This is a genomic window from Alteromonas sp. AWJ4_199 (assembly GCF_056159165.1).
On sequence record NZ_JBSWUR010000001.1, the window covers coordinates 2,980,397 to 3,006,262 of the forward strand.

The following is a 25,866-nucleotide window of genomic DNA, read 5'->3' on the forward strand; positions in this document are numbered from 1 at the left end:
GCTATGCGGCTCGAAATATCCTATGGATCGAAGAGCCGCAGTCTAACTGTTTCCATCTCGAATGCTGCTTTGTCTACCTCTCCTGAGCCCATGAAGTCTACGAGAATGTCACTGAGCGGTTGATGAAAGTCCCTACTGGTAGAGCGGTCGAAAAATTGCACTACACCGTCAGCCTTTTCTATATTTGAGCTACCGCGCTGAACTAAGCTAACATCACTTATTTGGGCATCTGGGTGTGCGGGTAGGAAATTAAGCCTTTTATTTAGTAGGGCTTGTACATCATGTTTAACTAGGTACCGTAAAAAAACGTTAGCGAGAGTTTTGTTTTTGCTACTAGAGCGAAGGATAATAAAATCCATTGGGGCAATTTCAAACTGGCCGATCTTCTCATCCACAAAAGGAAAAGGAATAAATTCTAGCTTTTCAGAGACCGCATCAGGGATCTGGCTTATCGTATAATTCCCTGAAAGCACCATTCCCACTCTATCGCGATACAGTAACGGGAGAACTTGCTTTTGTGTGTACTCATCAGCATTTTTGAGAAAACATTGGTTATTAATCATTTTTTTCCACAATTGAAGTGCTGCTAACACCTTCTTATCAGTGAATTTTACATTTCCTTCCATTAACTGATTGTGAAAGGAAAGCCCGTTTACTTTGAGATTTAAATAGTCAAACAGTGCCAGAACAGGCCACTTTTCTTGTAATCCTAAACCGATAGGAACAATTTGATTTCGAGACAGTGTTCGGCATGCACTAAGCAGATCGCTAATATTTTCAAGACGATTGATTTTAAATTCTTGTAGGACGTTTCGGTTGGCAAAAAATCCCCAAAAACCCACTGACAAAGGAACGCCGTACTGCTCCCCTTCATGAGTCATCAATTCTTTCATTTTGTTTGGATATTTTTGAAGTTCTGGTTCTGCCCAAAGAGATGTTAAAGGCTCTATCAACCCTCTCTCAATGTCCTTTTTTAGCTCGACAGGCCATAACCATACCATGAGATCTAGATTAAGATTGTCACTTAACCACAGTTCGGTCATTTGCTTGTAGCCAGTATCATCTGACGATGAGTAAACAATGTTTATACCGGGGCACTGTGCTGAAAAGTTCGCTGCAATTTCTTCGAAGGCATTTCGTTGTTCAACACTGAAAACAAGCAGTGACACATTCAGTGTGCCCTTCGCTTCTTCACAATCCACAGCAGAAACAGGGAAGGTAAAGTAGAAATAAAAAAAGAGCGGTAGAAAGAAAAACTTAAGCCACGTCAGCTTACTCTTACCCCACATATCAACATCCCCTGTAGACCAGAAAGTTCTAAACTTACCCTTTATTATAAAAAAAGTGTAGTACATGGGAGGGGAGTTGCTAGTTAAAAAGTCGCAATGCTGTTGTCATAGTTAGGTACGACACTTGAACTGTTAGGGCTATTCAGACTGTTTAAACGTTTGTATGTAAAGCTGCTCTACTTTATCTCTAGCCCACTGTGTTTTCCTTAAAAATTTAAGGGATGATTTAATGGAAGGTTCGTTATTGAAGCAGTTTACTCTGATACGGTAATACAACCCATCCCAACCGTAGCGCTCATGGAGCTGCGTCACGATTTTTTCTAGCGTTAAGCCGTGTAAGGGGTTATTGGGTTGTTGGTTCATAAAATGCCACTGCTCTGTATTAATTTAAGCGGTAAGTTTATCACGAACTTAAAAGGTTAAGCGCTATTCTTCGCTGCCTTTTCCGTTGTTAATTGCTCTGAATTGAGCACAGATAAGCCCGCACTGGAAGACTCAGCCTTTAACTGCTTTGGCTTTCTCGGCGTTTTGTACAGTGGCCAAATTAGCTGTTCTTTCCAGTTGGCGTAAAACATACCCTCAATGCCGTATTGTGCAGGATACTGTCTAGTGATCTTAGCGGTTCCAAATAGTACATCCCAAAAGAACAACAAGTTCCCATAATTACCTTTGTAGTTGGTCACGCCGTCATCTGCTTTTAATCCATGATGCGCACTATGTGTAGAAGGCGTTGATATGGTGCGTTCAATTACCCAGGCCACAGGATGTAACCACCGAATACTGTAAAGTCTCTTGTCCCATTTCCACTCCGCGTGCGCGCCAGTGATAACGGTAAGTTTAACCACCAAGTAAAAGGCATAGGTCCAACCTAATCCTAGATAGATTAGCGCGCCAGAAAACCAAAGCGAAGGCATAAACAGATAATAGAAAAAGTTATTTCTGTAAATAATACGCACGCTCATGTACTTAGCGTTGTGGTGTGCTCTATGTAGGTTATAAAGGAATCGGGTGGAATGTGACAGCCTATGCCACCAATATTGCATCATGTCATCAAATATTAAAAGCAGTGCTAGGTGCAAAAGAATAGGGGATTCTGTAAGTGCTCCCTGAAATTGGGGGAATGCTAACGCCATTATTGCGGCAGAGCAAAAGAGAACCAGAGGTTGTGTTACGGTAAATAATAGTAATGTACCGATAAGCTCTACTTTTCCATCATCGCTGACTTCCGTAGCTTTTTTAAATAGCTTACCGCTCTTGGCTTCCAGCAAAGCAAACGTAACAAAAACGGCCAAAATTGCCCATTGATAGCTCATAATATTTACTCCCACACACGATTGTTGAGTGTGAATTTACATTGCGTTAATATCGCAGAATATATACTTATATAGATTTGATGAGCATGTCTTACATTCACGGTATACAGCAGACGGTTATGCCTGATGATTATCTCGATATTTGTATACCCTTTGGAAAGGTAAAAACCTATGCTGCGACCTCGACTATTCACGATAGAGGAAGCAAAAACAAAGGGTTGTCTATTGTTATGTCTGGAGAAGTTAAAATAGGTAATTATGGATTAGACGGCAGTTATCAAATTACCACCATACTGCAACGCGGAGATACGTTTGGAGAATTTACGCTATATGCTTCACTTGCCAGAACCCACCACGCACAAGCGCTAACGCAATGTAAGATACTACAGGTCCCTGAACCTGCTTTTCGTTCTCTTATAAACCAGCATCCTGTAATCTCTGACTTTATTTCTCGAACACTCGCAATAAAGCTTCACGCGGCGCTAGAAAGGCTAGATGATATTCGACGTTTACCCACTTATGTTCAGTTGGCTAAGTTGATTTACCAGTCATATTTGACGACACAAAGTGACGTTATACCCCTGCGGCAAAGCGATTATGCAGAGAGGTTGGGGGTAACAGTACTTACCGCACATAAGTCGCTAACTAAGTTGTATGACTTGCAACTTATAGAGAAACGATATGGAGGAATAGCTATCACCAATGTTGAGCGCCTTAAAAATTTTCTAAAAGACAGTTCGTCTATATTACCTTTGTAGGGGGCTTTTAGTACTCACTCAAAAATTATAACGACCTACTGCAGGTGTTACCTGAACAAAACACATTGAGTGCTCCTCCGGTTGATTAGATTTTTATCAAGGCTTTAGCCCGTCTAAAATGATGTGCTGAATGTTACTAAGCGTGCTATCAAAGAAGTTGGGCTCGCTTAAATCTTTGCCGGTGACCGCTTTAATTTGCACGCTGAAATCTGCGTAGTGCTGCGTAATAGCCCAAATGCTAAATATTAGATGTATGGGGTCGACAGGTTTTAACTTACCTGCTTTTATCCATTCGTTAATGACGGCGCTTTTCGCATCTAGCAAGGCCTTCAGAGGCGTTTCTAATTCCTTTATTAAAAGCGGTGCACCTTGCACTACTTCCATACAAAAAAGCTTAGATTCGGCAGGATTGTCCCGTGACATTTCAAGTTTTACTTTAATGTATTCATTTAAGGTGGCTATGGGTTCCTGTTCTGCAGAAAAGCTTTGTAGCGGCGTTAGCCATACATCTAATAGGTGAGTGATTACCGATAAGTAAAGGCCATCTTTGCTTTTAAAGTAATACAGTAAATTACTCTTTGATACATTCGCTAATTCCGATACTTGTTCTACGGTTGTGCCGCTTACACCGTTTTTTGAAAACAGAGAAAGGGCAGCATCCATAATGCGGGTACGCTTTTCTTGGAGCGCCTTTTCTCTTCGTTTCTGGGTAGTAGGGCTAAATGCTCTTGCTGTTTTTATATTTTCGTGACCTTCAGGTTTACTCACTTCTCATCTCTTCTTAACCGGATTCTCCGCGATTTGATAGCTAGTTTACGTGGAGTTTTCGTTGCTATAAACCCATTCGCACAAATATGCACCAATTAAGTTCAATTGCACTGGACTTGGTGTTCCAATTTGAACCAATAGGTCCAATTTAAACTGTATGATTTTTTAAGTTGCTGAATTTTATGAGTTTAATAGTTTGGCCTGCTTTATGCTGTTCACTATGTATACCGCCACTTCAATGTTTTGAATTCGGCAACCTTAAAAAAAGCGGGGTTAACCGCTTAAAACGCATACAAGCAGAGGGAACAACATGGATATAGGTGTATTTATTCCGATTGGTAACAACGGCTGGCTAATTTCTAAAAATTCGCCTCAGTTCAAACCATCATTCGATCTCAATAAAGAGATAGTAATGAAAGCAGAAAAGTACGATATGGACTTCGCGCTCTCTATGATTAAGTTGCGTGGTTTTGGCGGTGAAACCGAATTTTGGGACTACAACTTAGAGTCGTTTACGTTGATGGCAGGCCTTGCCGCTGTTACCTCAAAAATTCAGCTGTATGCCACAGCCGCAACATTAGTCTTGCCTCCAGCGATTATGGCACGCATGGCGACTACCATCGATTCTATTTCCAACGGCCGTTTTGGGGTCAACTTGGTTACTGGCTGGCAACGCCCAGAATATTCGCAAATGGGCATGTGGCCGGGCGATGAATTTTTCGGCAACCGCTACGAATATTTAGATGAATACATCAAAGTCGTAAAAGAGCTGTGGGAAACAGGGAAAAGCGATTTTAAAGGCGAGCACTTCCAAATGGATGACTGCCGCATGCTACCAAAACCACAGCGCAAAATACCGCTTATTTGCGCAGGGCAAAGTGCCGCGGGTATGGATTTCTCGGCTCGTCACGCCGACTACAATTTCTGTTTTGGTAAAGGTGTGAATACACCTACCGCATTTGCTCCAACCGCTGCCCGCTTAACCGAAGCGGCTGAAAAGCACGGTCGCAGCGTGGGCTCTGCGGTACTTATCATGGTTATTGCCGACGAAACCGACGAAGCCGCCATGGCTAAATGGGAAAGCTATAAAGACGGTAAAGATCAGTCAGCGTTAGATTGGATGGCAACGCAGGGCGCGGCCGACAAAAAGTCAGGCAAAGACACCAACATTCGCGACATGACCAACCCAACCTCAGCGGTAAATCTGAACATGGGCACGTTGGTTGGCTCTTATGAATCAGTAGCTTCTATGCTAGATGAAATTGCAACGGTTCCAGGCTGTGAAGGTGTATTGCTAACCTTTGATGACTTCCTTAAAGGTATGGATGATTTCGGCACTAAAATTCAGCCGTTAATGAAATCCCGTCAGCACTTGCTTAGCACATCGGGAGCTGCCTAATGTCTGCCGGTGACGTATTTGAAGTGTCAGGGTGCTTTCAAGCACGCCAAACAGGGCAGCCCGTACTGCCTGCTAAACCTGAACCCTTAACCTTAAACCCTGCTGAAACCGCCGTGATAGTTGTGGATTTGCAGAACGCTTATGCCAGTAAAAACGGTTACTTAGACAAAGCGGGTTTTGACGTCTCTACTACTGCGCCTGTTATTGAAAATACCGTCAAGGTGCTTGATACCGCTCGTGCTGCAGGCATGCCGGTGGTGTTCTTACAAAATGGTTGGGATGCGGATTATAAAGAGGCTGGCGGCCCAGGTTCGCCGAATTGGTATAAATCTAATGCCCTTAAAACTATGCGCAAACAGCCAGAGTTAAAGGGCAGTTTGCTAGCCAAAGGAACCTGGGACTACGCACTTGTCGACGCACTAAAGCCTCAAACAGGCGATATCGTTATCCCTAAAACCCGTTATAGCGGTTTTTACAACACCAATTTAGACAGCATGCTGCGCGCCCGCGGTATTCGCAACTTAGTGTTCACCGGTATTGCCACTAACGTGTGTGTGGAGTCTACGCTGCGCGATGGCTTTCACTTGGAATATTTTGGCGTGGTATTGGCTGATGCTGCATATCAAGCTGGTCCGCCCGATATTCACGAAGCGTCACTTTTCAATATACAAACGTTTTTCGGTTGGGTGTCTACCACCGCGCAATTTTGTGAGGTGTTTAAGTCTTCTTAGTTTCCAAAGCCCAGACGTTAGCGCGCTGCACTTGGAGCAAAAAAACATTTAGCTTCAACCCAAAGCCGCTATTCAAAAGTGGGAAAGAAAGCTTAAAAAGCGAAAAACCAATAACCGTAAAAAAAAGGGCAAGCAGTAACGCCTTAATAAAACGAATTAGCTAAAGCACTACAAAGAACACTGTGTAAAAAGTGCAAAGAAGAATAGGAATTTAATTATGCCAAAGAAAGCCATTATTCCAGCAGGTACGTCAACGCCAATCGCCCCTTTTGTTCCAGGCTCTATGGCGGACAATATTTTATATGTGTCAGGCACTTTGCCGTTTGATGAAAACAATGACGTAGTGCATGTAGGTGATGCTGAAGCACAGACTCGTCATGTTTTGGAAACCATAAAAAGCGTTATTGAAGAGGCGGGTGGCACTATGGATGACGTCACCTTTAACTCAATTTTCATTACCGATTGGGACGATTACGCCGCGGTAAACAAAGTTTACGCCGAATACTTCCCAGGTGAAAAGCCCGCACGTTATTGCATTAAGGTTGGGCTGGTTAAGCCTGAAGCCTTAATTGAAATTGCCTCCACAGCGCACATTGGGTAAGCGGTTATGTTTGGACTTCCTATTAACTGTGCCCATTGGTTTTATATAGGTGAGCTTTATGCCTTCTGATGTGCAGGCAAGCGAAGTTGATACGCACAAGGGAATGCATTACGACATGCACTACGAACTTCACGGATTGACATCGCCCGACGCGCCAACGGTTGTTTTCAGTTCAGGGCTAGGCGGGGCAGCTAAGTTTTGGCAGCCCCAACTGGCTGACTTTACTCAAGACTACAGAGTGATCACTTACGACCAGCTAGGAACCAACAAAAGTGTGGGTGACTTGCCAGCGAACTACCGTATTTCTGATATGGCAAATGAACTCGCTGCACTACTGAAAAAACTGGAAGTGCAGCAATGTCATTTTGTTGGGCATGCACTTGGTGGGCTGGTGGGCTTAGAACTAGGGTTAACTCAGCCCAACCTACTGCAAAGCCTAGTGCTAGTAAATGCATGGAGTAGCCCCAATCCGCACACTCTGCGCTGCTTTGATATACGCAAAGCCTTACTCGCTGCGGATAGAAAAGACATGTACCTACAACTGCAAGCACTGTTGCTATTTCCACCTGATTGGATAGCCGCTAATGCACAGCATTTAGACGATGAAGAGGCACATTTACTTAATCATTTTCCCGATGTAGATAACTTGCTAGCTCGTATCGGCGCGCTAAGTGCGTTCGATATCGATAACAAACTAGCGACTATCACCACACCAACATTAGCGCTGGCAAACAAAGACGACACCTTGGTGCCGTGGCAGCGCTCAAAAATATTAGCTGATGCCATGCCTAAAGCAGAGCTATCGGTAATGGAATATGGCGGTCATGCATCAAGCATTACGGTGCCTGATGCATTTAATAAATTGGTATTGGAATACTTAGCGCGCATAGCTTAATTGTTCACAAGTCCGCTCCTTAGATAAGCACCTTTGAACAAAGCGCTCAAGACAATACCTAGTCGGCTAAGACGCTGTCTAGCAATTTGAAAACTGGAAAGATATAGAAATGACGGTATCAGAAAAAACTGAATATGAAACAAAAGGCCCTATAAGCGAAAGTGGTCTAGCCCAGTTATTTAGCGGTGCACACACGCACACTACATGGCTGGATAAAAAGATAGATGAGGCAGTCTTAAAGCAGCTTTATGACTTAGTGAAAGTAGGCTCGACATCAGCAAATTGCAGCCCGGCGAGATTTGTTTTTATTGCCTCAGATGAAGGGCGAGAAAAACTCAAGCCTTGTCTTTCAAGCGGTAACGTAGAGCAAACCATGACCGCACCTTGCACGGTTATCGTAGCTTTCGACGAAGAATTCTATGAAGAATTACCTACGCTATTTCCTTATGCGGATGCGAAAAGCTGGTTTACTTCAAGCCCTGAAGCCGCCTATGAAACCGCGATGCGCAATAGCTCTATGCAGGGGGCTTATTTAATTAGCGCTGCGCGCGCACTCGGTCTTGATGCCGGTGCCATGTCTGGCTTCAACCCCAAATTACTCGACGAGACTTTCTTTTCAGATAGCACGTGGAAGGTGAATTTCTTACTGAACATTGGCTACGGCGATGGAAAGAAAGTGCACAAACGTTTGCCTCGCTTAAGTTTCGAGCAAGCTTGTCAAATATTGTAACGCCAACACAAAGGATATTTGTATGACTATTACAGCAATAAAAAACGCAGCAACAGAAGTGCTTCCTCCGGTTACGCCTGAGCAATACCGTGAAGGCATGTCTAGCTTAGCGGCAGCGGTAAACGTCGTTACAACAACTGGCCCAGAAGGGCGCGCTGGCTTTACAGCAACTGCGGTGTGCAGCGTAAGCGACAGCCCAGCAACTTTACTGGTGTGTTTAAACCGCAGTGCTTCTGTGCACAAAGTATTTAAAAACAGCACGCATCTGGTTATTAACACGCTAACTTCACAGCATCAGTCAATTTCAAACACCTTTGGTGGTAAAGCGCCTATGAATGAACGCTTTGAAATTGGTGATTGGGTGGAATCGACTACCGGCTGCCCAAGGCTTGCCGATGCTGCAGTAAGCTTTGATTGCATTATCACAGATGTAAAAAGTGTTGCTACACACGATGTGCTTTTTTGCCAGGTAGTAGACATCAAACAAGACCAAGACGCCGACGCACTTTTATATTACCAGCGCGGATATCACAGCGCGTGCAAAGACGCATAACTGAAGGATTAGATACCCAATGAAAGTAGTAGGCCACTTTATAAACGGTGAAACCTGTACCCCAAAAGGGCGTATGCAAGATGTTTATAACCCAGCAACGGGCGAAGCAGAGAAGCTGGTTTTACTGGCATCGAAGGCTACCGTAAACGAAGCCATTGTTAACGCACAGCAAGCTTTCCCACAATGGCGAAACACTCCGGTTAGCAAGCGGGCTCGCGTTATGTTCAAGTTCAAAAACTTACTTGAAGAGCACGCAGATGAAATTATCGCGTTAATTGGCTCGGAGCACGGGAAAATAAGCCACGACGCGGCGGGCGAACTGCAACGTGGTATCGAGAACGTAGAGTTTGCCTGTGGCGCGCCGCAGTTGCTCAAAGGTGAGCACAGTAAAAATGTTGGGCCAAGCATAGACTCATGGAGCGAGTTTCAGCCCCTTGGTGTGGTAGCGGGAATTACTCCATTTAACTTTCCTGCCATGGTGCCGCTTTGGATGTTTCCGCTCGCCATTGTATGCGGTAACACCTTTGTTTTAAAACCATCAGAGCGAGATCCAAGCTGCGCTATTTTCTTAGCAAAGTTACTCAAAGAAGCAGGGTTACCCGACGGCGTTTTTAACGTCATTAACGGCGACAAAGAAGCGGTTGATCAAATACTCGATGACGAGCGCATCAAAGCAGTAAGTTTTGTAGGCTCAACGCCTATTGCTGAATACATCTATTCAAAAGCCAATGCTAGTGGCAAGCGCTGCCAAGCTCTAGGCGGGGCTAAAAATCACGCCATTGTTATGCCTGACGCCGACGTTGATAACGCGGTAAATCAACTATTAGGCGCAGCCTTTGGTTCATCGGGCGAGCGCTGCATGGCGTTGTCTGTGGTGGTGGCCGTGGGCGACAAGATAGCCGATGAGATTGTAGATAAAATGCAGTCGGCCATGAAAGGTTTGAAAGTAGGGGCATTTGACGACGCGTCTAACGATTTTGGCCCACTTATTACACAGCAGCATAAAGAGAAAGTAGAAGGGTTCATAACAAGTGCAGCCGAGCAAGGCGCTAATGTTGTCGTTGATGGGCGAAGCCCCACAGTCGAGGGGTATGAAACGGGCTTTTTCCTAGGTGCCACACTTATCGATAAAGTCACACCTGAAATGACGAGTTATAAGGCCGAAATCTTTGGCCCGGTATTACAGGTAATGCGCGTTGAAAGTATGGAGCAAGCCATGCAGCTTATTGACGAGCATGAATACGGCAACGGCACCTGCATTTTCACTCGCGACGGTGAAGCTGCGCGCTATTTCTCCGACAATATTCAGGTGGGCATGGTAGGCATCAACGTACCGCTGCCTGTACCTGTTTCTTATCACAGTTTTGGTGGTTGGAAGCGCTCACTCTTTGGCGACCTTCACGCATATGGGCCAGATGGCGTGCGTTTTTATACCAAGCGCAAAACTATTACCCAACGTTGGCCCTCAAGTGGAGTTAGAGAAGGAGTCAGCTTTTCATTTCCTAGTTAACTAACAAGTTAATAAACATCTAAATACTGCCAGTGGATTAATACCTTTAGCCAAAAGAGCAAATGTTCACTGGCGGTAAATATAAAAAAGCAATGCCATTAATTATAACAATTTAAACCTGTAAACCTTTGGCAGTTCGTCTCCAGTCCTGCCTTAGGTTTGCACCCAAGTGGCAATCGATAAGCAGTTCACGTCGACAGTTACTCTTATAAAAATATCGGGACAACACCGCCGCAAGGCTTGTTAAAAAGAACTATAAACGAGAGTAAAACATGCATACGTTAAACACACACAAGCGTCTGCTGGCGTTAACCGTTGGGATGGCGTTGAGTGCGCCAGCGGCCTTTGCTGCAGAGAATGTTTGGGAAAGTATTGAAGTTACCGCGCAAAAGCGCAACGAGAATATAAGCGATGTGGGTATCGCTATTACCGCTTTTTCAGGGGAGCAGCTAGAGGCGCTTGGTCTTGAAAGCAGTACTGAGCTTATTGCCTTTACGCCAGGCGTGTCGTTAGCCGGGGACATTGGCGGCCAGCGCGCCATTTTCAATATTCGAGGCGTGGTGCAAAACGACTACGCCGATTTGGCTGAAGCGCCGGTGGCGGTCTATGTGGACGGCGGATATCTAGCAAGCACCCAAGCGCAGACCTTTGGCTTATTCGACGTAGCTCGTATAGAAATTCTAAAAGGCCCACAGGGAACATTATTTGGCAGAAACGCCACGGGCGGTCTGGTAAATACTATTACTGCAAAACCTACCGCCGACACCGAGGGCTATGCAGAGTTTACCGCAGCCCGTTTCGAACAATATCGTTTTGAAGGGGCAATATCCGGGGAAATAGCAGACGGCGTTTATGGTCGCTTTTCTGGGTTTACCAATCAGCAAGGTGAAATACTCGAAAATATTTATGAAGACGGTGCAGCACCCGATACGCGCTTGGGTTCAGTAGGTGGTGGGGAAGACGGCTACAATGACGATACGAAAGCGTTTCGTGCTCAGCTGATGTTTGATATTGGTGAGGAGGGCACCTTACTTCTAAGCGGTAACTGGTCTGATACCACCAAAAGTGAAGGCCCGTATCAGGTGGTGAACACCACAGAAGTAAAAGATGCCGCAGGCAATGTGATAGATGTAATTTTCGCAGCCGACGACCCTCTAGGATGTGACACTATTCAGGCAGGCGTGTGCGTGGACGGTAACTTTAATGGTGACCCTTTCCGCCCAGTGCAAGGTGGTGACTTTAACGGTAACTTTGACCCTGACGGTTCGGGCAATAAGGTAAATAAAGACTTTGCCTTTGACGATCAAAACAAAATTAAGTCAAAAGGCTTAGCGGCAACACTAGACTATGCTTTCGAAACCTTCGATTTCTTTTCCATGTCAGACTATAAAGAATTCAAACGTACGGTTGGTCTTGATTCTGACCAAACGGCGTCTCCTGAACTTATCTTCCAGTCAAATAGCACCATCGAACAGTTTAGCCAAGAGTTGCGCTTTTCAGGTGAAACTGCCGACTTAAAGTGGGTAGGGGGGCTTTATTACCTTTCTATCGACACAGATTACAGTCAAGGCTTGGCGGGCTCACCCACCACCTTTTTCTTAGGCGGTGAAGAAAACAATACCTTAGTGGCCCTTGAAACCGAGTCATACTCTGCATTCGGGCAAGTTGATTACAGCTTAACGGATGATTTGGTATTAGTAGGCGGGCTTCGCTACACCCGAGAGAGCAAAGATTTCATCGGTAACGTGTATCAGAATGAAAATACCGATGACCGAGTTATTGAGATTGACACCAGTACGTCTTCTTTGGAAATACTCTCGCAAAGCAACGACCAAAATTTATGGTCGGCAAAGCTTCAGTTGGAGTACAGCGTGGGGAACAGTTTGTATTATGCAGGAGTCAACCGAGGCGTAAAAGCGGGGAGTTTTAATGCGCCCTTATTCGGAGGGTTCAGTTTTTATGAGCCTGAAGAGCTAACCTCTTACGAAGCAGGCCTAAAGCACAGCTTCATGCAGGGAAGCGGCGTGTTTAATGCCAATGTTTTTTACTATGACTACAACGATTACCAGTCTTTTTCGTGGGTGAATAATGCTGGTGTAGTGACGAATGAAGAAGCCTCGTTTAGTGGTGTGGAGCTTGAAGTATTTTTAACGCCAACAGAAAGCTTGGATTTGATGGTGAATTTCTCTTATACCGATGCAGTGGTTGAAGACTTAGAAGTGGCGTCAGGTTACTTTGCCGATACTACTCCGCCATTTACCCCTGAATATCAGGCGTCTGCTATGCTCAGGTACAATTGGGATGCGTTCGAAGGAAATATGGCTGCACAGCTATCAGCAAACTATCAATCTGAAACTTTTCACAATGCGCGTAATTTTACCGCTCATGAAATTGATAGCTATGCTACGGCAGATGCACGCTTGACCTGGGTTGATGGGCAAGACAAATGGAGCCTAGCTGCTTACGTAGATAATCTATTTGATTCTGACCACGAACTCATTGGCTTTGACGTTTCAGGCTTTTACGGCACCAGCCAAATTTCTTATGCAAAACCTAGGACATATGGAGTGACTATAAGACGAAGTTTCTAGTTTGGTAAGCAAGACGTTTTAGTCACTTGGCTTAGACGTTAAATCTTACTCGAAAACGGTCTTGCTTGAAAACGCTCTAACCCGAAAACGAAAGCTATTTAGCTAACCTAGATACCGAAATTCTATGAAACGGTATCTAGGTGTTTCGTTATCGGTAAGCGAAAAGCGGCAGCATTTTTGCTTCTGTTCTTATAGACGAGCTATCGACGACTTATCGCTAAATAGCACGTTTTCTCTAGTTAAAAAGAATGCTGCATTTTTTCAAAAAATGTCACCAAAAGAATCAGCAAAATATTTGGTATTTTGTTAACAGTAACGCTTCGTAAAACCCTGTTTTTCATTATAAATAATACAAGCGCGTGCAACACCAAAACAACAAGGAAATAGATCGTGGATAACACCAACAATCAACCCATGACAAAACCTTCCCATTACGATGGCGATTTATGGAACCAAGATTTGGCGCCGACCAGTGAGGCAACAAGAACCTGGAGGTGGAAGGACTATGCTGCATTATGGGTGGCTATGGTGGTATGTGTGCCCACTTATTTGCTATCTGCTGGGCTAGTGTCTGAGGGCATGAATTGGTATCAGGCGGTGATCACCGTGTTGTTAGGTAACGTTATTGTGCTAATACCAATGATGTTAATTGGTCACGCGGGGGCTAAATACGGTTTACCTTTTCCTGTATTGCTACGTAGTGCTTTTGGTACCAAAGGCGCGAAGATTCCTGCTCTTGCTCGCGGTCTTGTAGCCTGCGGGTGGTTTGGAATCAATACATGGGTGGGTGGCAGCGCGATATACGTTATTTTAAATAGCGTGAGCGGCGACGCTTTTGTGGGGCAGGCGCTGCCATTTTTAGGTATAGATATTACCCAAACTCTGTGCTTCTTTGCTTTTTGGACAATGCATTTAGTTTTTATTAAACACGGTACTGAATCTATTCGCTGGCTTGAAACTTTTGCTGCACCATTTTTGATCTTAATGGGCTTAGCGCTTCTTGCTTGGGCATACGTCAATGCCGGTGGATTTGGCGCTATGTTATCTACGCCATCTCAATTTGTAGAAGGGGGCGCTAAAGAAGGGCAGTTTTGGTCTGCTTTTTTCGCAGGTCTTACATCTATGGTGGGCTTTTGGGCAACCATGGCATTAAATATTCCCGATTTCACCCGCTTTGCAAAATCACAGAAAGACCAAATGTTGGGCCAAGCTATAGGCTTGCCGTTACCTATGGCGTTGTTTGCCTTTATCGGTGTAGCGGTTACCTCTGCAACTGTAACCATTTACGGCGAGGCCATTTGGGACCCAGTGGCGCTTGCTGGCAGAATGGGCGGCATGGGCGTGGTCTTTGCACTGGCTGCCTTAGCGCTTGCTACTTTAACTACAAACTTAGCCGCCAACATGGTTGCTCCGGCGTATGGCTTTTCGAATATGGCACCAGCGAAAATTAGCTTTAGAATGGGCGGATACATCACCGCGGGAATAGGTGTAGCAATTTTTCCTTGGAAGCTGCTTGAAACCGCCGGTGGTTATTTATTTACCTGGCTTACGGGATATTCAGCGCTACTCGGCCCAATTGCAGGTATTCTCATTGCTGACTATTTCATTTTGAGAAAATCGACGTTAAACATTGATGCGCTGTTTCAACACTCTGGTGAATACGGTGGGAACAACGGTTGGAACATGGCGGGAGTAGCTGCACTGGTTATTGGAATTTTGCCTAATATACCCGGTTTTATGCACGCGGCAGGGTTTGTAGACAGCGTACCCGCCATTTTCGATACGCTTTACGCCTACGCGTGGTTCGTGGGGCTAATTATCGCCAGTATCGTTTACCTAACGTTGTCCAACAGAGTACCAGTTACCATGCAGGCAAAAAGCGCCTCTTAGCTATGGGGTCAGAGTACTTTTCCATGAAATGTACTCTGACCCAACTGCTTCTATTTTCGCTTCATGTTTTCAAAAAGCGACGGCTCCCAAGGCCGCATAGCCATGAGTAAACCTACATGCTGGCGCTCTTCTATCGGTAAGTCATTATCTTCGCTGCTGAGCTTAGCCGCTTCTTGCCGCAATTGTTCAAGACGACGTTGAATAATCGAAACCGAGGTCTGAGAATAGCGACCGCGCAAATAAAAGCGGAACATCCAAGGTTCGTTCTTTTTTGGATCCATGAACTTCACCATGACCTCTTGTTCCATAAACTTTTCTAGCGGCCCGCCTGGGATCCAGCGAAAGTCTTGGGCAATAAGCAGCTTATAATGGTTGTTCGGCAACAGCTCGATAAGCTTAAGCCTATCAAGGGTTGTCATTAGCTTAATGCCTTCCACTTCATCAATATCGTAATGTTCGATAAGTTCTGAAAAGCGCCAGCCGTCACGAACACACACCGCGGCAAGCAATAGCTTGGGGTTAGCGAGCAGTTCCATTTCTTGCTGTTCAGACAGCTGTGAAATCTTCTCCTGCTGTTTTTGTGAAAGGCTAAATAAATCGCTTAATGACAAACTTAAGCATTCACAAATCTGCTCTAACTTATCAAGGCTGAATGCCTGCAACGAAAAGTTACGCTTTACACTTGCTTCGCTAACATCAAGCGCTTCTGCAAGCTGCTTATAGGTGAGTCGCTGTTCCCGTAAGCATTGTTTCAAGGTGTCGTACACAAGGCTGATTTGGCTCATGGTATTACTTTTTTATACTTGTGGTGTAATTTAATACTACATTAATCATTATGGTTTACGAAATTTATTCTTAGTTCTAGTGTAGAAAGTGTTCAGACACATCTTGTCTTAACAAACTAGGAGCAAGTGATATGAAAAATACACGTTCAACATTGATGTTAACTGCACTATTAAGTAGTGCGATTCTTACCCATTCTGCAATGGCAGATGATTCTTTTGACCATAGCGGCAAAGCAAGTAAGCACAGTGCGTTAGCTGCTTCTGAAGGCTTAGCGACAACCGCTTCGGTAGCAAGTGCGGTGGTGGCAGTACCTGTGGTATTGACCGGGAGTGTGGTTGTAGCCGGAAGCGCGGTGGTAGAAAGCGCCGTGAATGAAAGTGCTCGTAACCTTCATCAGGCTAGCCATCAATCTTCAGTGGCGCACAACCAGCCTTTGGTGATAACCGAAACTATTATCACCGCCGACCCCGCTCCAAACCAAGTGGTTACTACCAAAACTAAAGTGATCACAACCACAACTAATACTCAGCGGTAGGTTGAACATGAAAGCCTACTTAACTTCAATCGGGTTCGCCTTTGTATTGTTGATGTCTAGTATTCATGACGTATACGCGGGTAGCCAGCAACACGGTAAGCCTACTTTTACGCCAGAAGCGATCGCAACTTTTTCAAAAGATGTGGAAAAGTATGCGGCAGGTGAAGGGGCCCGGGCATTTATTATTGCAAGACGTGGCAGACCTATTGAGGATATGCCAAAAGGTATTCGCTTTACCCATACCGCCGTTGCTATTTACTCAACTATTCAGCTAAGCAACGGCGATACGGCGAAAGGCTATGCCATACACAATTTATATCAAGACGCAGAAGATCAGGGCAAAAGTCACTTAATTACCGACTATCCAGTAGACTTCTTCTGGGGCGCGTATGCGCTAGAGGCGGGAATAATAATTCCTTCAGCAGAAGTGCAACAAGCGTTGGTGAAGCTATATCGCGATGACAAAGCTAAGCTGCTTCACAATGCTCGATATTCGGTAGTGGCTAACCCGTTTAATAGTGAACGTCAAAACTGCACGGAATACACCCTTGATGTTTTAAACGCTGCAATTTATTCAACCACTGATATTGCGCAGCTAAAGGTAAATGCTAAGGCCCATTTTGTGCCACAAAAAGTAAATATGAGCCGCGCGAAACTTGGCTTAGCAAGTATGTTCAGCGATGGCGTAACTTTGTCAGATCACGGTCGCAAAGTAGAAACCACCACCTTCGGAAGCCTTGCTCGCTATATGCAAAAGTACAATTTAACAAACAAGGCCGTTACGTTTACCCATACGGGGCAAATAGAGAATATTTAGGAGTTTTACTATGCAAAACATGAATAAACCCACTAAAGCATTTCGAATCGCGTCACTAGCTGCACTTATTGTAGGCGTAGGTGCTTATTTCATAGGCTTGTACAATGCACCTATGGCCCTTAACGAAAAAGGTTATTACTTCACTATTATGCTATTTGGCTTATTTTCAGTGGTAAGCTTGCAAAAAACGGTACGGGATAAAATGGAAGGTGTACCTACAACCAAAGCATACTTTTTAGCTTCAGCGGTAGCCACCGGTTCAGCCATTGTACTGTTAGTTATTGGGTTGCTAAACGCCGAACTTTTACTAAGTGAGAAAGGCTTTTTCGGAATGGCGTTTACCTTAAGCTTATTTGCTGCCATTACGGTTCAAAAGAACGTTCGTGATAGCCAAAATCAAAATGAACTTAATAGCGTTGAACCCCAATTAGAAACTAACGTTTCACAGCCTGAAACAACCCCCAAAGTAAAAGCTGCATAAAAGTAAAGGGATCAGAGTACATTTCGCCAAAGTCAGACGACCCCGTCATCAAATTAATTTACTCTGACCCCACTTTTTCGTATTGTATATCAATTGTTTAGCTTCTTAGCTGCTTCTTATCTTCAACGCGTCAGGGATGAAATATGCGTAAACCCGTCAAATACAGAATTGCTTTTTTGATTGTTGCTGCGGGGTGTTTTTATGTAGGCACATGGTTTTTACCTAGTACCTTGCCAGACATTACGCTTACCTTCGGCAATATCATATCAGAGCCAAGCTGGCGTAATACGGCGCTTGTTTCGTTGGTTTATTTCCTTGTACTGCCGCTATTGTATTACTTCTGGGTAATTCGTATTGGCGAACAAGCTCTTTGGAAGTTACTGCTAATATTTTCTTTAAGTAGTTTAATAGCCCGCTACAACTACCCGGAACAGCTAGCGCACTATTTTGCGTTTATCAGCTACCTTAAATACCCCATCATTGCCGTACTAATGATTATTGAAGTAGTGCTTTTGGTAACTATCGTGAAAGCGCTTTGGGGCGCACGTAAACTTAGCGGCGACCCACGTATACACATGCTCGAAAAATATGAAAAAGCTGAAGCGCCGGAAAAAGGTAGCAAAGAGGCTAAGCAACTAGAGCTTGCGTTAATGTTGGCCCATGAACCGGCAAGTTGGTATTACGCTATACCTAGATTCAGTAAAAAACATGTGAAAAGTGCAGTGAACCTTAAGTTACTCTCTGGCAAGTGGTGGCATCTGCTAGGCGTACTCATTGCTTTGAGTGTCACAACCTATGCCTCATATGTATTGCTATCGCAATTTGGTGAAACGATTGCCATGGTGGTGGCCACATTAGTGTTCTACCTAGTGATCATGTTCGTCGCCAACTACCGGGTAAGCAAAAACTATAGTTGCTTTATTTGGCAGGACAAGGTTGTGGTGAATAACTCGTGGTGGGGGATGGTAGTAATTCCAAAAGCAAATATAGAAAGTATTGAAGTTGGCGAGTGGAGTAGAAGTTTAACCAAAGAGGATTTTCACTTTGGAAGGGGCGTCGCTAACGTCAAACTTACCTTCAATAAATCCCAAGCATATTATTCTGGTATGGCTTTATTAAATGAAAGTATTTCGACCCTATATTTAAGCGTAGATAACCCTTCGATGCTACACAGGGAGCTTGAAGTCATCGATTAGCTTTTCACTGCGCAGTAGGCGGTAAAGCCTAAACCACCGCGCGCAATACGTCGCGGGCGGTGGTGGCTTGCAAAAGTTTTACTTCTTAACTGCTGAATAAAAACTGTAAGTATTAAAATACCTACGTTTATCTGGTCAGCAACAAAAAATATTGGGGTCAGAGTACATTTCCTCAAAAAGTACTCTGACCCCAATCACCGTAGAGTTGTAAGGCAAATATTGAACCTCAGGCAGAAAGTGATACTCCTATCTTATGTCGAATTGATTCAATCCAAAAGCTTGCGTATTCTTCGACGTACTTCATTTAATGACTGCAATAGGTAATAAACGCTGTGTGTGAACTTTTGGGCATGAGTGCGAACACTCCTACTGACCTATGTTTTAGCTTTACCGGGTTAACACGTCGTGGTGGTGAAACCGGGCCGCATAAAGACGGCTGGGGCGTTGCCTTTTACGAAGGTAAGGGCGTGCGTATGTTTCACGATCCTGAGCCTTGCGCCACGTCACCTATCGCCGATTTTGTTTCCAAACTTCCTATAAAAAGTAAAAACGCCATTTGTCATATTCGGCAAGCTAACGTTGGTAACATCAACTTGGCGAACACGCATCCCTTTACCCGCGAGCTTTGGGGGCGCTATTGGGTGTTTGCACATAATGGGCAATTACCCAACTTCTCACGTCGAGCAGGTATTTATGAAGCGGTAGGGGATACGGACAGCGAAGAGCTTTTCTGCGACATCATGAACAATGTTAGGCAAAACCTCCCCCGAGACGCTATGCCAGAGCAGCTAGCTGAAACGCTTGTCGAATTGGCACAAGAGTATGCACAGCAAGGTGTATTCAACTGTTTACTGAGTAATGGCGACTGGCTGTTTACGTTCTGTAGTACAAAGTTAGCTAGCATTACCCGAAGAGCGCCTTTTGGCCCGGCTTGTTTAAGTGATGTTGAAGTAGAGATTGATTTTGCAGCTGAAACCACGCCAAAGGATGTGGTAAGTATTATCGCTACCGAACCGCTAACCAATGATGAACAGTGGGATATTTACGAACGGGGCGAGTGGAAGCTTTGGCAAGAGGGTGAAGTCATTGCCTCGGGCAAAGTGGATGTACCTGAACACAAAAAAGAATCCGAAATGGTAGCGCCTGACCCTTCGCTTCACGACTAAATACGGATTGTGGGGGCAGAGTAACTTCACCGGCCCCGCACTTTAATAGTCCGCTCTCTAAAGTCTTAGCGCTTAGTTGGTAACCCAAGGTAAAAATGTACTCTGACCCCAATATTCAGGTTAGCTAGCTTGATAATGTACTCTGACCCCAAAACTCGGGTTACCCCATTATTTATCTCAATACTTGGGTGATGGTTTGTTTTACTGCTTGGTAGCGAGCGGGGAGTGCGCTGTGGGGTGTTTGAACACTGTATAAGGGCTCTGTCACCTCATTTTTGGCTTCGTAGACGGTAAGTTTGTCGGCAAATGATACAAAGTCTAACGTGCTGGTTGGCAGCACGGTGTAACCTAGCCCTTCGCTTACCGGCAGTAGAATTTGCGAAAGTTGATTGATATAGCCGGCGTGTGGCAGCTTATTTGGATTAATCTTGGCTACTTCAGGCTCTCCGCAATCGTTAAAGTAGCGCTGTAAGTAGTGCATGGCGTCAGGGTGATTTATAAGCCCTAAATGGTTGATTACGGCTTTTAGCGTAATAGCGTCATCAGTTTTACTCTTTGCTCTTTCAGATACGCTTGTTATTTTTGTACCCGTACCCGTACCCGTACCCGTACCCGAATCAGGCATAAAATTCTGTGTATTTTCAGGAAAACCAGAAAGCTGTGTCACAAGCGTATCAGGCAGGCTACGCGGTAGGATAAGCCCCAACGCTTCCTCGCCTAAGTACTCGCTATGTATATCTTCACTCTCTGGCTGGTTAGTCACAATACCAAGCTCAAGGGTATTGTTTGCTATGCCTGATAAAATTGTGCGTCGAGGCGCGACTTCAACATGAATTTTTAGCGCGTTATGCTGCTTTTGTAGTGCCAACAGGGCAGGGTAAATACGCTGCGCGATAGCGCCTGAACAGGCCACTACACATTTTCCTTCAAATGGCGCGTCAAACTTCAAGCTGGCAATAAAATCTTGCTCCTTAGCCTGCTGATTTTTAGCGTAGTGATACACCCGCTGACCCTGCTCTGTAAGCTGAATACCTTTGCCTAAACGAACCACCAATTCGCACTGACATACTTCCTCTAGCTTTTTCAGATGCTGACTTACTCCTGGCTGCGTCATAAAACGTTGCTCAGCGGTGCGAGTGAAGTTACCTGTTTCTACTAACGTAATAAAGGTGTCTAGCCAAATAGGGTTAATCATCTTGCTATAAATTAAATTTATAAAATTGAAAAGATATCATAATTTCATGTTTTCTCATTGTCTAGCTACTATGTATCCATATTCACTTAAGCGCTATTTTCGATTAGCTGTATGATTGATGTTTTGGATAACTGGTACAAGAGAACGCTATCTAACTAAACACTGATTTAAGCAATGAATTAGCCGCTTAAGCCATTTTGATAACTTGCACTACCTAGGAGTAAGTAATGACTGAAGCAGTAAAAACACCGTATCCACGTACGTTTTCCCATATCGGTATTTCGGTACCCGATTTAGAAGCCGCCGTGAAGTTTTACACCGAAGTACTTGGCTGGTACCTCATCATGAAGCCAACCGAAATTATTGAAGACGATTCGGCCATTGGCGAAATGTGTACCGACGTATTCGGTGCAGGTTGGGGGAAATTCCGCATTGCGCACCTCTCAACGGGTGATCGCGTAGGCGTTGAAATCTTTGAGTTCAGCAACCAAGAAAATCCTGAGAACAACTTCGAGTACTGGAAAACCGGTATCTTCCACTTCTGTGTTCAAGACCCAGACGTAGAAGGTTTAGCTGAGAAGATTGTTGCCGCTGGCGGTAAAAAACGTATGAAGGCGCCGCGCTACTACTACCCGGGTGAAAAGCCATATCGCATGATTTATATGGAAGACCCGTTTGGCAACATCCTTGAAATTTATAGCCACAGCTATGAGTTGCACTATGCAAGCGGCGCTTACGAGTAAGCGTTAGTTGATAACGCTTTTTAGGCATTGCGCTAAGTAAATGCATAGCAAGCTTTAAATAAGCGAAAGGCGAGGGCGAAACAAGCAAAAGCTTGTTCAACGCACCTCGCCTTTTTGTGCTTAGACATTTATTGAAAAAAATAAACTTTAACCAAACTGACCCGAAACATAAGGGTTAGTTGCCTTTTCTGTGGCTACCGTTGTCGTAGGGCCATGTCCAGGGTAAATCGTCATATCATCAGGTAACACCATAATTTTTTGCTTAATAGAGTCGATAAGCTGCTGATGATTTCCTTGCGGAAAGTCAGTTCTGCCAATAGAGCCTGCAAATATGACATCCCCCACAATAACTCGATTGCTCGAACGCTCTACCAACACCACATGTCCGGGTGTATGACCGGGGCAATGCAATACTTCCAACGTTAAATTGCCTACTGAAATGGTGTCGTTGTCATTTAACCACTCATTGGGGGCAAAAGGCTGCGCGGGTGGAAAGCCAAACATCTGGCTTTGCTGCATAAGCGCATCTAACCAAAATTTATCTCCGATGTGGGGGCCAACAACGGGCACACCGTAATGTTCAGCGATGGCGACAGTACCGCCAACGTGGTCGAGGTGACCGTGAGTCAGTATGATTTTTTCTATACTCACGCCTTTATTTGTAGCAGCTTCAATTAACGTTTCAACGTCGCCACCAGGGTCGACAAACGCGCCTTTGTTAGTTGTTGGATCCCAAATTAACGAGCAGTTTTGGGCAAAGGGCGTAACCGGTATAACTTGAATTTCCACTGTTTAACCTTTTAATGTTTTATTTCTAAAAAGCGCGAAATAAAGCAGCGCGCCAATCGCTAATTCACCTAATAAAAATAGCCATGCGTTAGTAGACGATTGTGCAATAGACCATGCGCAAACCGCTAATGCAGCAAAGGGTATCAAACGTTTTAAAGGGGTTATAGCGTTAGCGGATGAGCCTGTAGAACTCCCTTGTAAATAAGCCCTCTGCGCTTTCATTAGCACCACTACACACACGGCATACACTACAAGCCGGGCAAGCACGCTTGAAATTGCTAGCCATACAAAACTGCCGGTAAGTGCCATGGTACCGGCAAAAATCCCCAATATAGTTATGGAAACGGCTGGAGTAGCAAAGGTCGAGTGAATCTCTCCTAGCTTATGCCCTAGTCTACCTGGAATAAGCGACTGCCGCGCCATAGAAAACGTAAGCCGAGAGGTAGATATCATATTCGCCAACAAATTACCGGCAACCGACACCACGGCAGTAAATGTCATAACAAGCGCCCCGGTTTCGCCAAATATCACATTAGCAAGAGCAATAAGAGGAGCGCTATCAGGCTTTGCAGGCCCTACGGTATGCCAATAAAGCCACTGCACGCAAAAGTAGAATATGGCAATGCCTGAAACCGTAAGCATCAACGCCCGAGGGATGGTCTTTTTCGGTGAATTAGTCTCGCCGCTGGTTACCACTACCGTCTCAAAACCAATAAAGGCGTAAAGTGTAAGTAAAGCACCTGCAGATATAGTGTCGAATGCAGGTACAACGGTAGCCGAAGCGCTTGTCAGCGCAGTAGAAAAATCCAGCTGCCAATAACCCACAGCAATAAGCGCCACAAAAGGCACGAGTTTTAGCACCGATATAGTATCTAGCGAACGCATAGCGGCCTTAAGACCAACAATATTTACTACAATTAATGCTGTTGTCAGCCCTATAATAGCAAATGATTTGCCAGCGCCTGTGTTGAGCTCTGGCCACATATAGCCAGCGTATAGCAACAGAACGTGCATATTTGCGGCAATTGCCGTGGCTCGAGCCAAGTAATACACAAACCCCGTTTGAAACGCGGCTGCATTGCCAAAGCCTTTTTGAGCGTAAATTACTGGCCCGCCAGTTTCTTGATAGCGTACCGCTAACTGTCCAAAACACCAGACGATGGCCAGCATAAGTGCGCCAAAGATTAAAAAGATGTAGGGGCTGAAAGCACCAAGCTCAGCGGCCATTTTTGCGGGCAGTGCAAAAATGCCTGCCCCAATAAGACCGTTTAATACTAAAAGGGCGGCGCCAATGCCGCCAATCCCTTTGGTTAAAAGGCTTTTGTTTTCGCTATTCATTTAGAGAAAACTTCTTCTCCAGCCACATAGGTGGCGTGAACTTCGGTTTTCCAAATGTCTTTGGCGTCTATGCTGAAAATATCTTGGTCTACCAAAATGAAATCAGCCCACTTTCCTGGGGTTAACGTACCTAACGTATCTTCCATATGCCCTGCGTAGGCTGCATCTAAAGTAAACCCTTTGAAGGCTTGCTCGATAGTTAATGCTTCGTGGGCATACCAGCCTTTTACCGGTTGGTTGTTTCTGTCTTGACGCGTAACCGCAGCGTGAAGACCATAAAACGGGTTAGCAAGCTCTACAGGAAAATCTGAACCTAAGGGTAGGGCAATGCCCGAATCGAGTAGCGTTTTCCATGCATAAGCGCCTTCCATACGGTCTTTACCAAGGCGGTCTTCCGCCATGTTCTTATCGCTGGTGGCATGTGTTGGCTGCATGGAAGGAAGCACTTTTAGCGACGCAAAGCGGGCTAGGTCGTCAGGCGCTATAACTTGCGCGTGTTCTATGCGGTTGCGCAACTCGCTGCCGCCAATATTTTTAAACGTGGTTTCAAACTCGTTTAGCGCAACATGATTCGCCTTATCGCCAATAGCGTGATAGTTAAGCTGGAAGCCCGCACCAATAACCGTGGTGAAAAGTTGGGTCATATCTTCTGGTTGAGTTAACAGCAATCCATGTTGATGGGGCGCATCGGAATACGGTTCGAGTAATGCTGCCCCTCGACTACCTAGCGCACCATCGCCATAGGCTTTCACTGAACGAATATACAAAAAGTCGTCTTCATCACGAATTGTACCGTTGCTTAACATTGTTGAAAGTTCAGGGTCAGTCGCGCTCACCATTGCATAAATACGTACAGGTAAGTCACCCTCTACGGCTTCTTTTAAATAGAAGTCGTAAACGTCTCTGCCCACACCAGCATCGTGCATTGACGTAATGCCATTTGCTAGTAAGTGCTCACCTGCGGCATTCAATTGCTGCTCGTATATCGCGTTACTGGCTTTCGGTAAGTGTTCTTCAATTAACAGTGATGCGTTATCGATGAATACACCAGTAGGTTGGCCGTTAGCATCCTTAATAATTTCACCACCAACAGGGGACTGAGTGTCTTTTGTGATGCCAGCTAGCTCCATGGCTTTTGTGTTAACCCACGCCGCATGACCGTCCACTCGAGTAAGCATTACAGGTTTATCAGAAACAACTTTGTCCAAATCAGCAGCTGTTGGAAACGCTCTGTCGGACCATAATTCTTGGTTCCAGCCGCGCCCGGTAATCCAAGCTTGTTGTCCGTTTGCGAAAGCGTATTCGGCAACCATTTTAGCTGCGTCTTGGGCACTTTTACTTTCTCGTAAGTCTACTTCTAGTAAGTTTGCTCCTAAGCCGAGAAGGTGGCCATGAGCGTCGATAAGACCAGGCAGCATGACTTTACCTTCGCCGTCTATGGTGCTGTCGACAGGCGTGTTGCCTTTGTCGATATTTAATGCAACCACTTTGCCTTCATCAATGACAAGGTTTTTAAACGTAATGAGTTTGCCACTTTCATTTAACGTATAGCCTTTTACGTTCTCAACAAGCGTTGCAGCATCCACTGTAAGCGTGGTGGTCATAGCGCCTAACGTTGCCGCTGTTGCAAACGTTGTGGTTAGCAATTTTGAAAGCGAGTGCTTTTTAAATGTCAGTGCCGACAATGTAGAGTTCATAGTGAGTTTCTGCCTTTTTTATTTCTGTTTTATTCTTTGTTTTTACAGTTTTTATACCGAGCTGCTCGAGTTTCAATAGCTACGCACTAACGCAA

The 25,866-nt window shown here is 44.9% G+C and carries 25 protein-coding genes; 16 read left to right on the forward strand and 9 right to left on the reverse strand.

Annotated features, from left to right (window positions below):
* Nucleotides 1-20: 20 nt before the first annotated feature.
* The 3 genes from ACXAER_RS13045 to ACXAER_RS13055 all read right to left on the reverse strand — a co-directional run bounded on the left by ACXAER_RS13045 (nt 21) and on the right by ACXAER_RS13055 (nt 2,602).
* Nucleotides 21-1,289, reverse strand: a complete 1,269-nt coding sequence (locus ACXAER_RS13045; protein WP_474829821.1) for an ABC transporter substrate-binding protein — start codon at nt 1,287-1,289, stop codon at nt 21-23.
* 138 nt (nt 1,290-1,427) lie between these two features.
* A complete protein-coding gene (locus tag ACXAER_RS13050; protein ID WP_474829823.1) occupies nt 1,428-1,652 on the reverse strand; it encodes a VF530 family protein in 225 nt (74 codons plus the stop codon).
* A 56-nt stretch (nt 1,653-1,708) separates the two neighbouring features.
* Nucleotides 1,709-2,602, reverse strand: coding sequence for a sterol desaturase family protein (locus tag ACXAER_RS13055; protein ID WP_474829825.1), 894 nt, complete (start codon nt 2,600-2,602; stop codon nt 1,709-1,711).
* Nucleotides 2,603-2,688: 86 nt separating this feature from the next.
* Between ACXAER_RS13055 and ACXAER_RS13060 the strand changes: the two genes are divergently transcribed.
* Nucleotides 2,689-3,360, forward strand: a complete 672-nt coding sequence (locus ACXAER_RS13060) for a Crp/Fnr family transcriptional regulator (RefSeq protein WP_474829827.1) — start codon at nt 2,689-2,691, stop codon at nt 3,358-3,360.
* 96 nt (nt 3,361-3,456) lie between these two features.
* Here ACXAER_RS13060 and rutR read toward each other — a convergent pair whose 3' ends face one another.
* Complete coding sequence (gene rutR / locus ACXAER_RS13065; protein ID WP_474829829.1) at nt 3,457-4,128, reverse strand: HTH-type transcriptional regulator RutR; 672 nt, start codon at nt 4,126-4,128, stop codon at nt 3,457-3,459.
* Between the two features lie 310 nt (nt 4,129-4,438).
* Between rutR and rutA the strand changes: the two genes are divergently transcribed.
* The 9 genes from rutA (at nt 4,439) to ACXAER_RS13110 (ending at nt 15,028) form a co-directional block, all read left to right on the forward strand.
* Nucleotides 4,439-5,527 (forward strand): pyrimidine utilization protein A, encoded by a 1,089-nt coding sequence (rutA, locus tag ACXAER_RS13070; RefSeq protein ID WP_474829831.1) that lies wholly within the window; start codon nt 4,439-4,441, stop codon nt 5,525-5,527.
* Nucleotides 5,527-6,258 (forward strand): pyrimidine utilization protein B, encoded by a 732-nt coding sequence (gene rutB / locus ACXAER_RS13075; RefSeq protein WP_474829833.1) that lies wholly within the window; start codon nt 5,527-5,529, stop codon nt 6,256-6,258. Before rutA ends, rutB begins: the two co-directional genes overlap by 1 nt.
* A 217-nt stretch (nt 6,259-6,475) precedes the next feature.
* On the forward strand, nt 6,476-6,859 hold the full coding sequence (gene rutC, locus ACXAER_RS13080) for a pyrimidine utilization protein C (RefSeq protein WP_159120466.1): 384 nt from the start codon (nt 6,476-6,478) through the stop codon (nt 6,857-6,859).
* Between the two features lie 58 nt (nt 6,860-6,917).
* Entirely contained in the window at nt 6,918-7,754 is an 837-nt protein-coding gene (gene rutD / locus ACXAER_RS13085) for a pyrimidine utilization protein D (RefSeq protein WP_474829836.1), read from the forward strand.
* Between the two features lie 109 nt (nt 7,755-7,863).
* Nucleotides 7,864-8,484 carry a malonic semialdehyde reductase gene (locus tag ACXAER_RS13090; protein WP_474829838.1) on the forward strand — a complete coding sequence of 207 codons (621 nt, stop codon included), beginning with the start codon at nt 7,864-7,866 and terminating at the stop codon, nt 8,482-8,484.
* A 22-nt stretch (nt 8,485-8,506) separates the two neighbouring features.
* Complete coding sequence (locus tag ACXAER_RS13095) at nt 8,507-9,037, forward strand: flavin reductase (RefSeq protein ID WP_474829840.1); 531 nt, start codon at nt 8,507-8,509, stop codon at nt 9,035-9,037.
* 19 nt (nt 9,038-9,056) lie between these two features.
* Nucleotides 9,057-10,547, forward strand: coding sequence for a CoA-acylating methylmalonate-semialdehyde dehydrogenase (locus ACXAER_RS13100; RefSeq protein ID WP_474829842.1), 1,491 nt, complete (start codon nt 9,057-9,059; stop codon nt 10,545-10,547).
* A 272-nt stretch (nt 10,548-10,819) separates the two neighbouring features.
* Nucleotides 10,820-13,138, forward strand: coding sequence for a TonB-dependent receptor (locus ACXAER_RS13105; RefSeq protein ID WP_474829844.1), 2,319 nt, complete (start codon nt 10,820-10,822; stop codon nt 13,136-13,138).
* Between the two features lie 390 nt (nt 13,139-13,528).
* The gene (locus tag ACXAER_RS13110; RefSeq protein ID WP_474829846.1) at nt 13,529-15,028 is read left to right on the forward strand and encodes an NCS1 family nucleobase:cation symporter-1; all 1,500 of its coding nucleotides are present in this window, start codon (nt 13,529-13,531) and stop codon (nt 15,026-15,028) included.
* 50 nt (nt 15,029-15,078) lie between these two features.
* Here ACXAER_RS13110 and ACXAER_RS13115 read toward each other — a convergent pair whose 3' ends face one another.
* Complete coding sequence (locus ACXAER_RS13115; RefSeq protein ID WP_474829848.1) at nt 15,079-15,813, reverse strand: helix-turn-helix domain-containing protein; 735 nt, start codon at nt 15,811-15,813, stop codon at nt 15,079-15,081.
* A 131-nt stretch (nt 15,814-15,944) separates the two neighbouring features.
* Here ACXAER_RS13115 and ACXAER_RS13120 point away from each other — a divergent pair, with 131 nt between their 5' ends.
* From ACXAER_RS13120 to ACXAER_RS13140, 5 genes are all read left to right on the forward strand, one after another.
* Complete coding sequence (locus tag ACXAER_RS13120; RefSeq protein ID WP_474829850.1) at nt 15,945-16,349, forward strand: hypothetical protein; 405 nt, start codon at nt 15,945-15,947, stop codon at nt 16,347-16,349.
* Nucleotides 16,350-16,356: 7 nt separating this feature from the next.
* Nucleotides 16,357-17,166 carry a DUF2145 domain-containing protein gene (locus ACXAER_RS13125; RefSeq protein WP_474829852.1) on the forward strand — a complete coding sequence of 270 codons (810 nt, stop codon included), beginning with the start codon at nt 16,357-16,359 and terminating at the stop codon, nt 17,164-17,166.
* A gap of 10 nt (nt 17,167-17,176) precedes the next feature.
* A complete protein-coding gene (gene yiaA / locus ACXAER_RS13130) occupies nt 17,177-17,647 on the forward strand; it encodes an inner membrane protein YiaA (RefSeq protein ID WP_474829854.1) in 471 nt (156 codons plus the stop codon).
* Between the two features lie 143 nt (nt 17,648-17,790).
* The gene (locus ACXAER_RS13135; RefSeq protein ID WP_474829856.1) at nt 17,791-18,843 is read left to right on the forward strand and encodes a hypothetical protein; all 1,053 of its coding nucleotides are present in this window, start codon (nt 17,791-17,793) and stop codon (nt 18,841-18,843) included.
* Nucleotides 18,844-19,175: 332 nt separating this feature from the next.
* The gene (locus tag ACXAER_RS13140; RefSeq protein WP_474829858.1) at nt 19,176-20,009 is read left to right on the forward strand and encodes a class II glutamine amidotransferase; all 834 of its coding nucleotides are present in this window, start codon (nt 19,176-19,178) and stop codon (nt 20,007-20,009) included.
* A 172-nt stretch (nt 20,010-20,181) separates the two neighbouring features.
* Here the strand turns inward: ACXAER_RS13140 and ACXAER_RS13145 are convergent, their stop codons facing one another.
* Nucleotides 20,182-21,204 carry a LysR family transcriptional regulator gene (locus tag ACXAER_RS13145; RefSeq protein WP_474829860.1) on the reverse strand — a complete coding sequence of 341 codons (1,023 nt, stop codon included), beginning with the start codon at nt 21,202-21,204 and terminating at the stop codon, nt 20,182-20,184.
* A gap of 227 nt (nt 21,205-21,431) precedes the next feature.
* Between ACXAER_RS13145 and ACXAER_RS13150 the strand changes: the two genes are divergently transcribed.
* On the forward strand, nt 21,432-21,947 hold the full coding sequence (locus tag ACXAER_RS13150) for a lactoylglutathione lyase family protein (protein WP_474804738.1): 516 nt from the start codon (nt 21,432-21,434) through the stop codon (nt 21,945-21,947).
* Nucleotides 21,948-22,094: 147 nt separating this feature from the next.
* Here the strand turns inward: ACXAER_RS13150 and ACXAER_RS13155 are convergent, their stop codons facing one another.
* Genes ACXAER_RS13155 through ACXAER_RS13165 form a run of 3 tightly spaced genes read right to left on the reverse strand, consistent with a single transcriptional unit; the run spans nt 22,095 to nt 25,771 of the window.
* Complete coding sequence (locus ACXAER_RS13155) at nt 22,095-22,736, reverse strand: MBL fold metallo-hydrolase (protein ID WP_474829862.1); 642 nt, start codon at nt 22,734-22,736, stop codon at nt 22,095-22,097.
* Between the two features lie 3 nt (nt 22,737-22,739).
* Nucleotides 22,740-24,074, reverse strand: coding sequence for an APC family permease (locus ACXAER_RS13160; RefSeq protein ID WP_474829864.1), 1,335 nt, complete (start codon nt 24,072-24,074; stop codon nt 22,740-22,742).
* Nucleotides 24,071-25,771 carry an amidohydrolase gene (locus tag ACXAER_RS13165; RefSeq protein ID WP_474829866.1) on the reverse strand — a complete coding sequence of 567 codons (1,701 nt, stop codon included), beginning with the start codon at nt 25,769-25,771 and terminating at the stop codon, nt 24,071-24,073. Before ACXAER_RS13165 ends, ACXAER_RS13160 begins: the two co-directional genes overlap by 4 nt.
* Nucleotides 25,772-25,866: the final 95 nt, after the last annotated feature.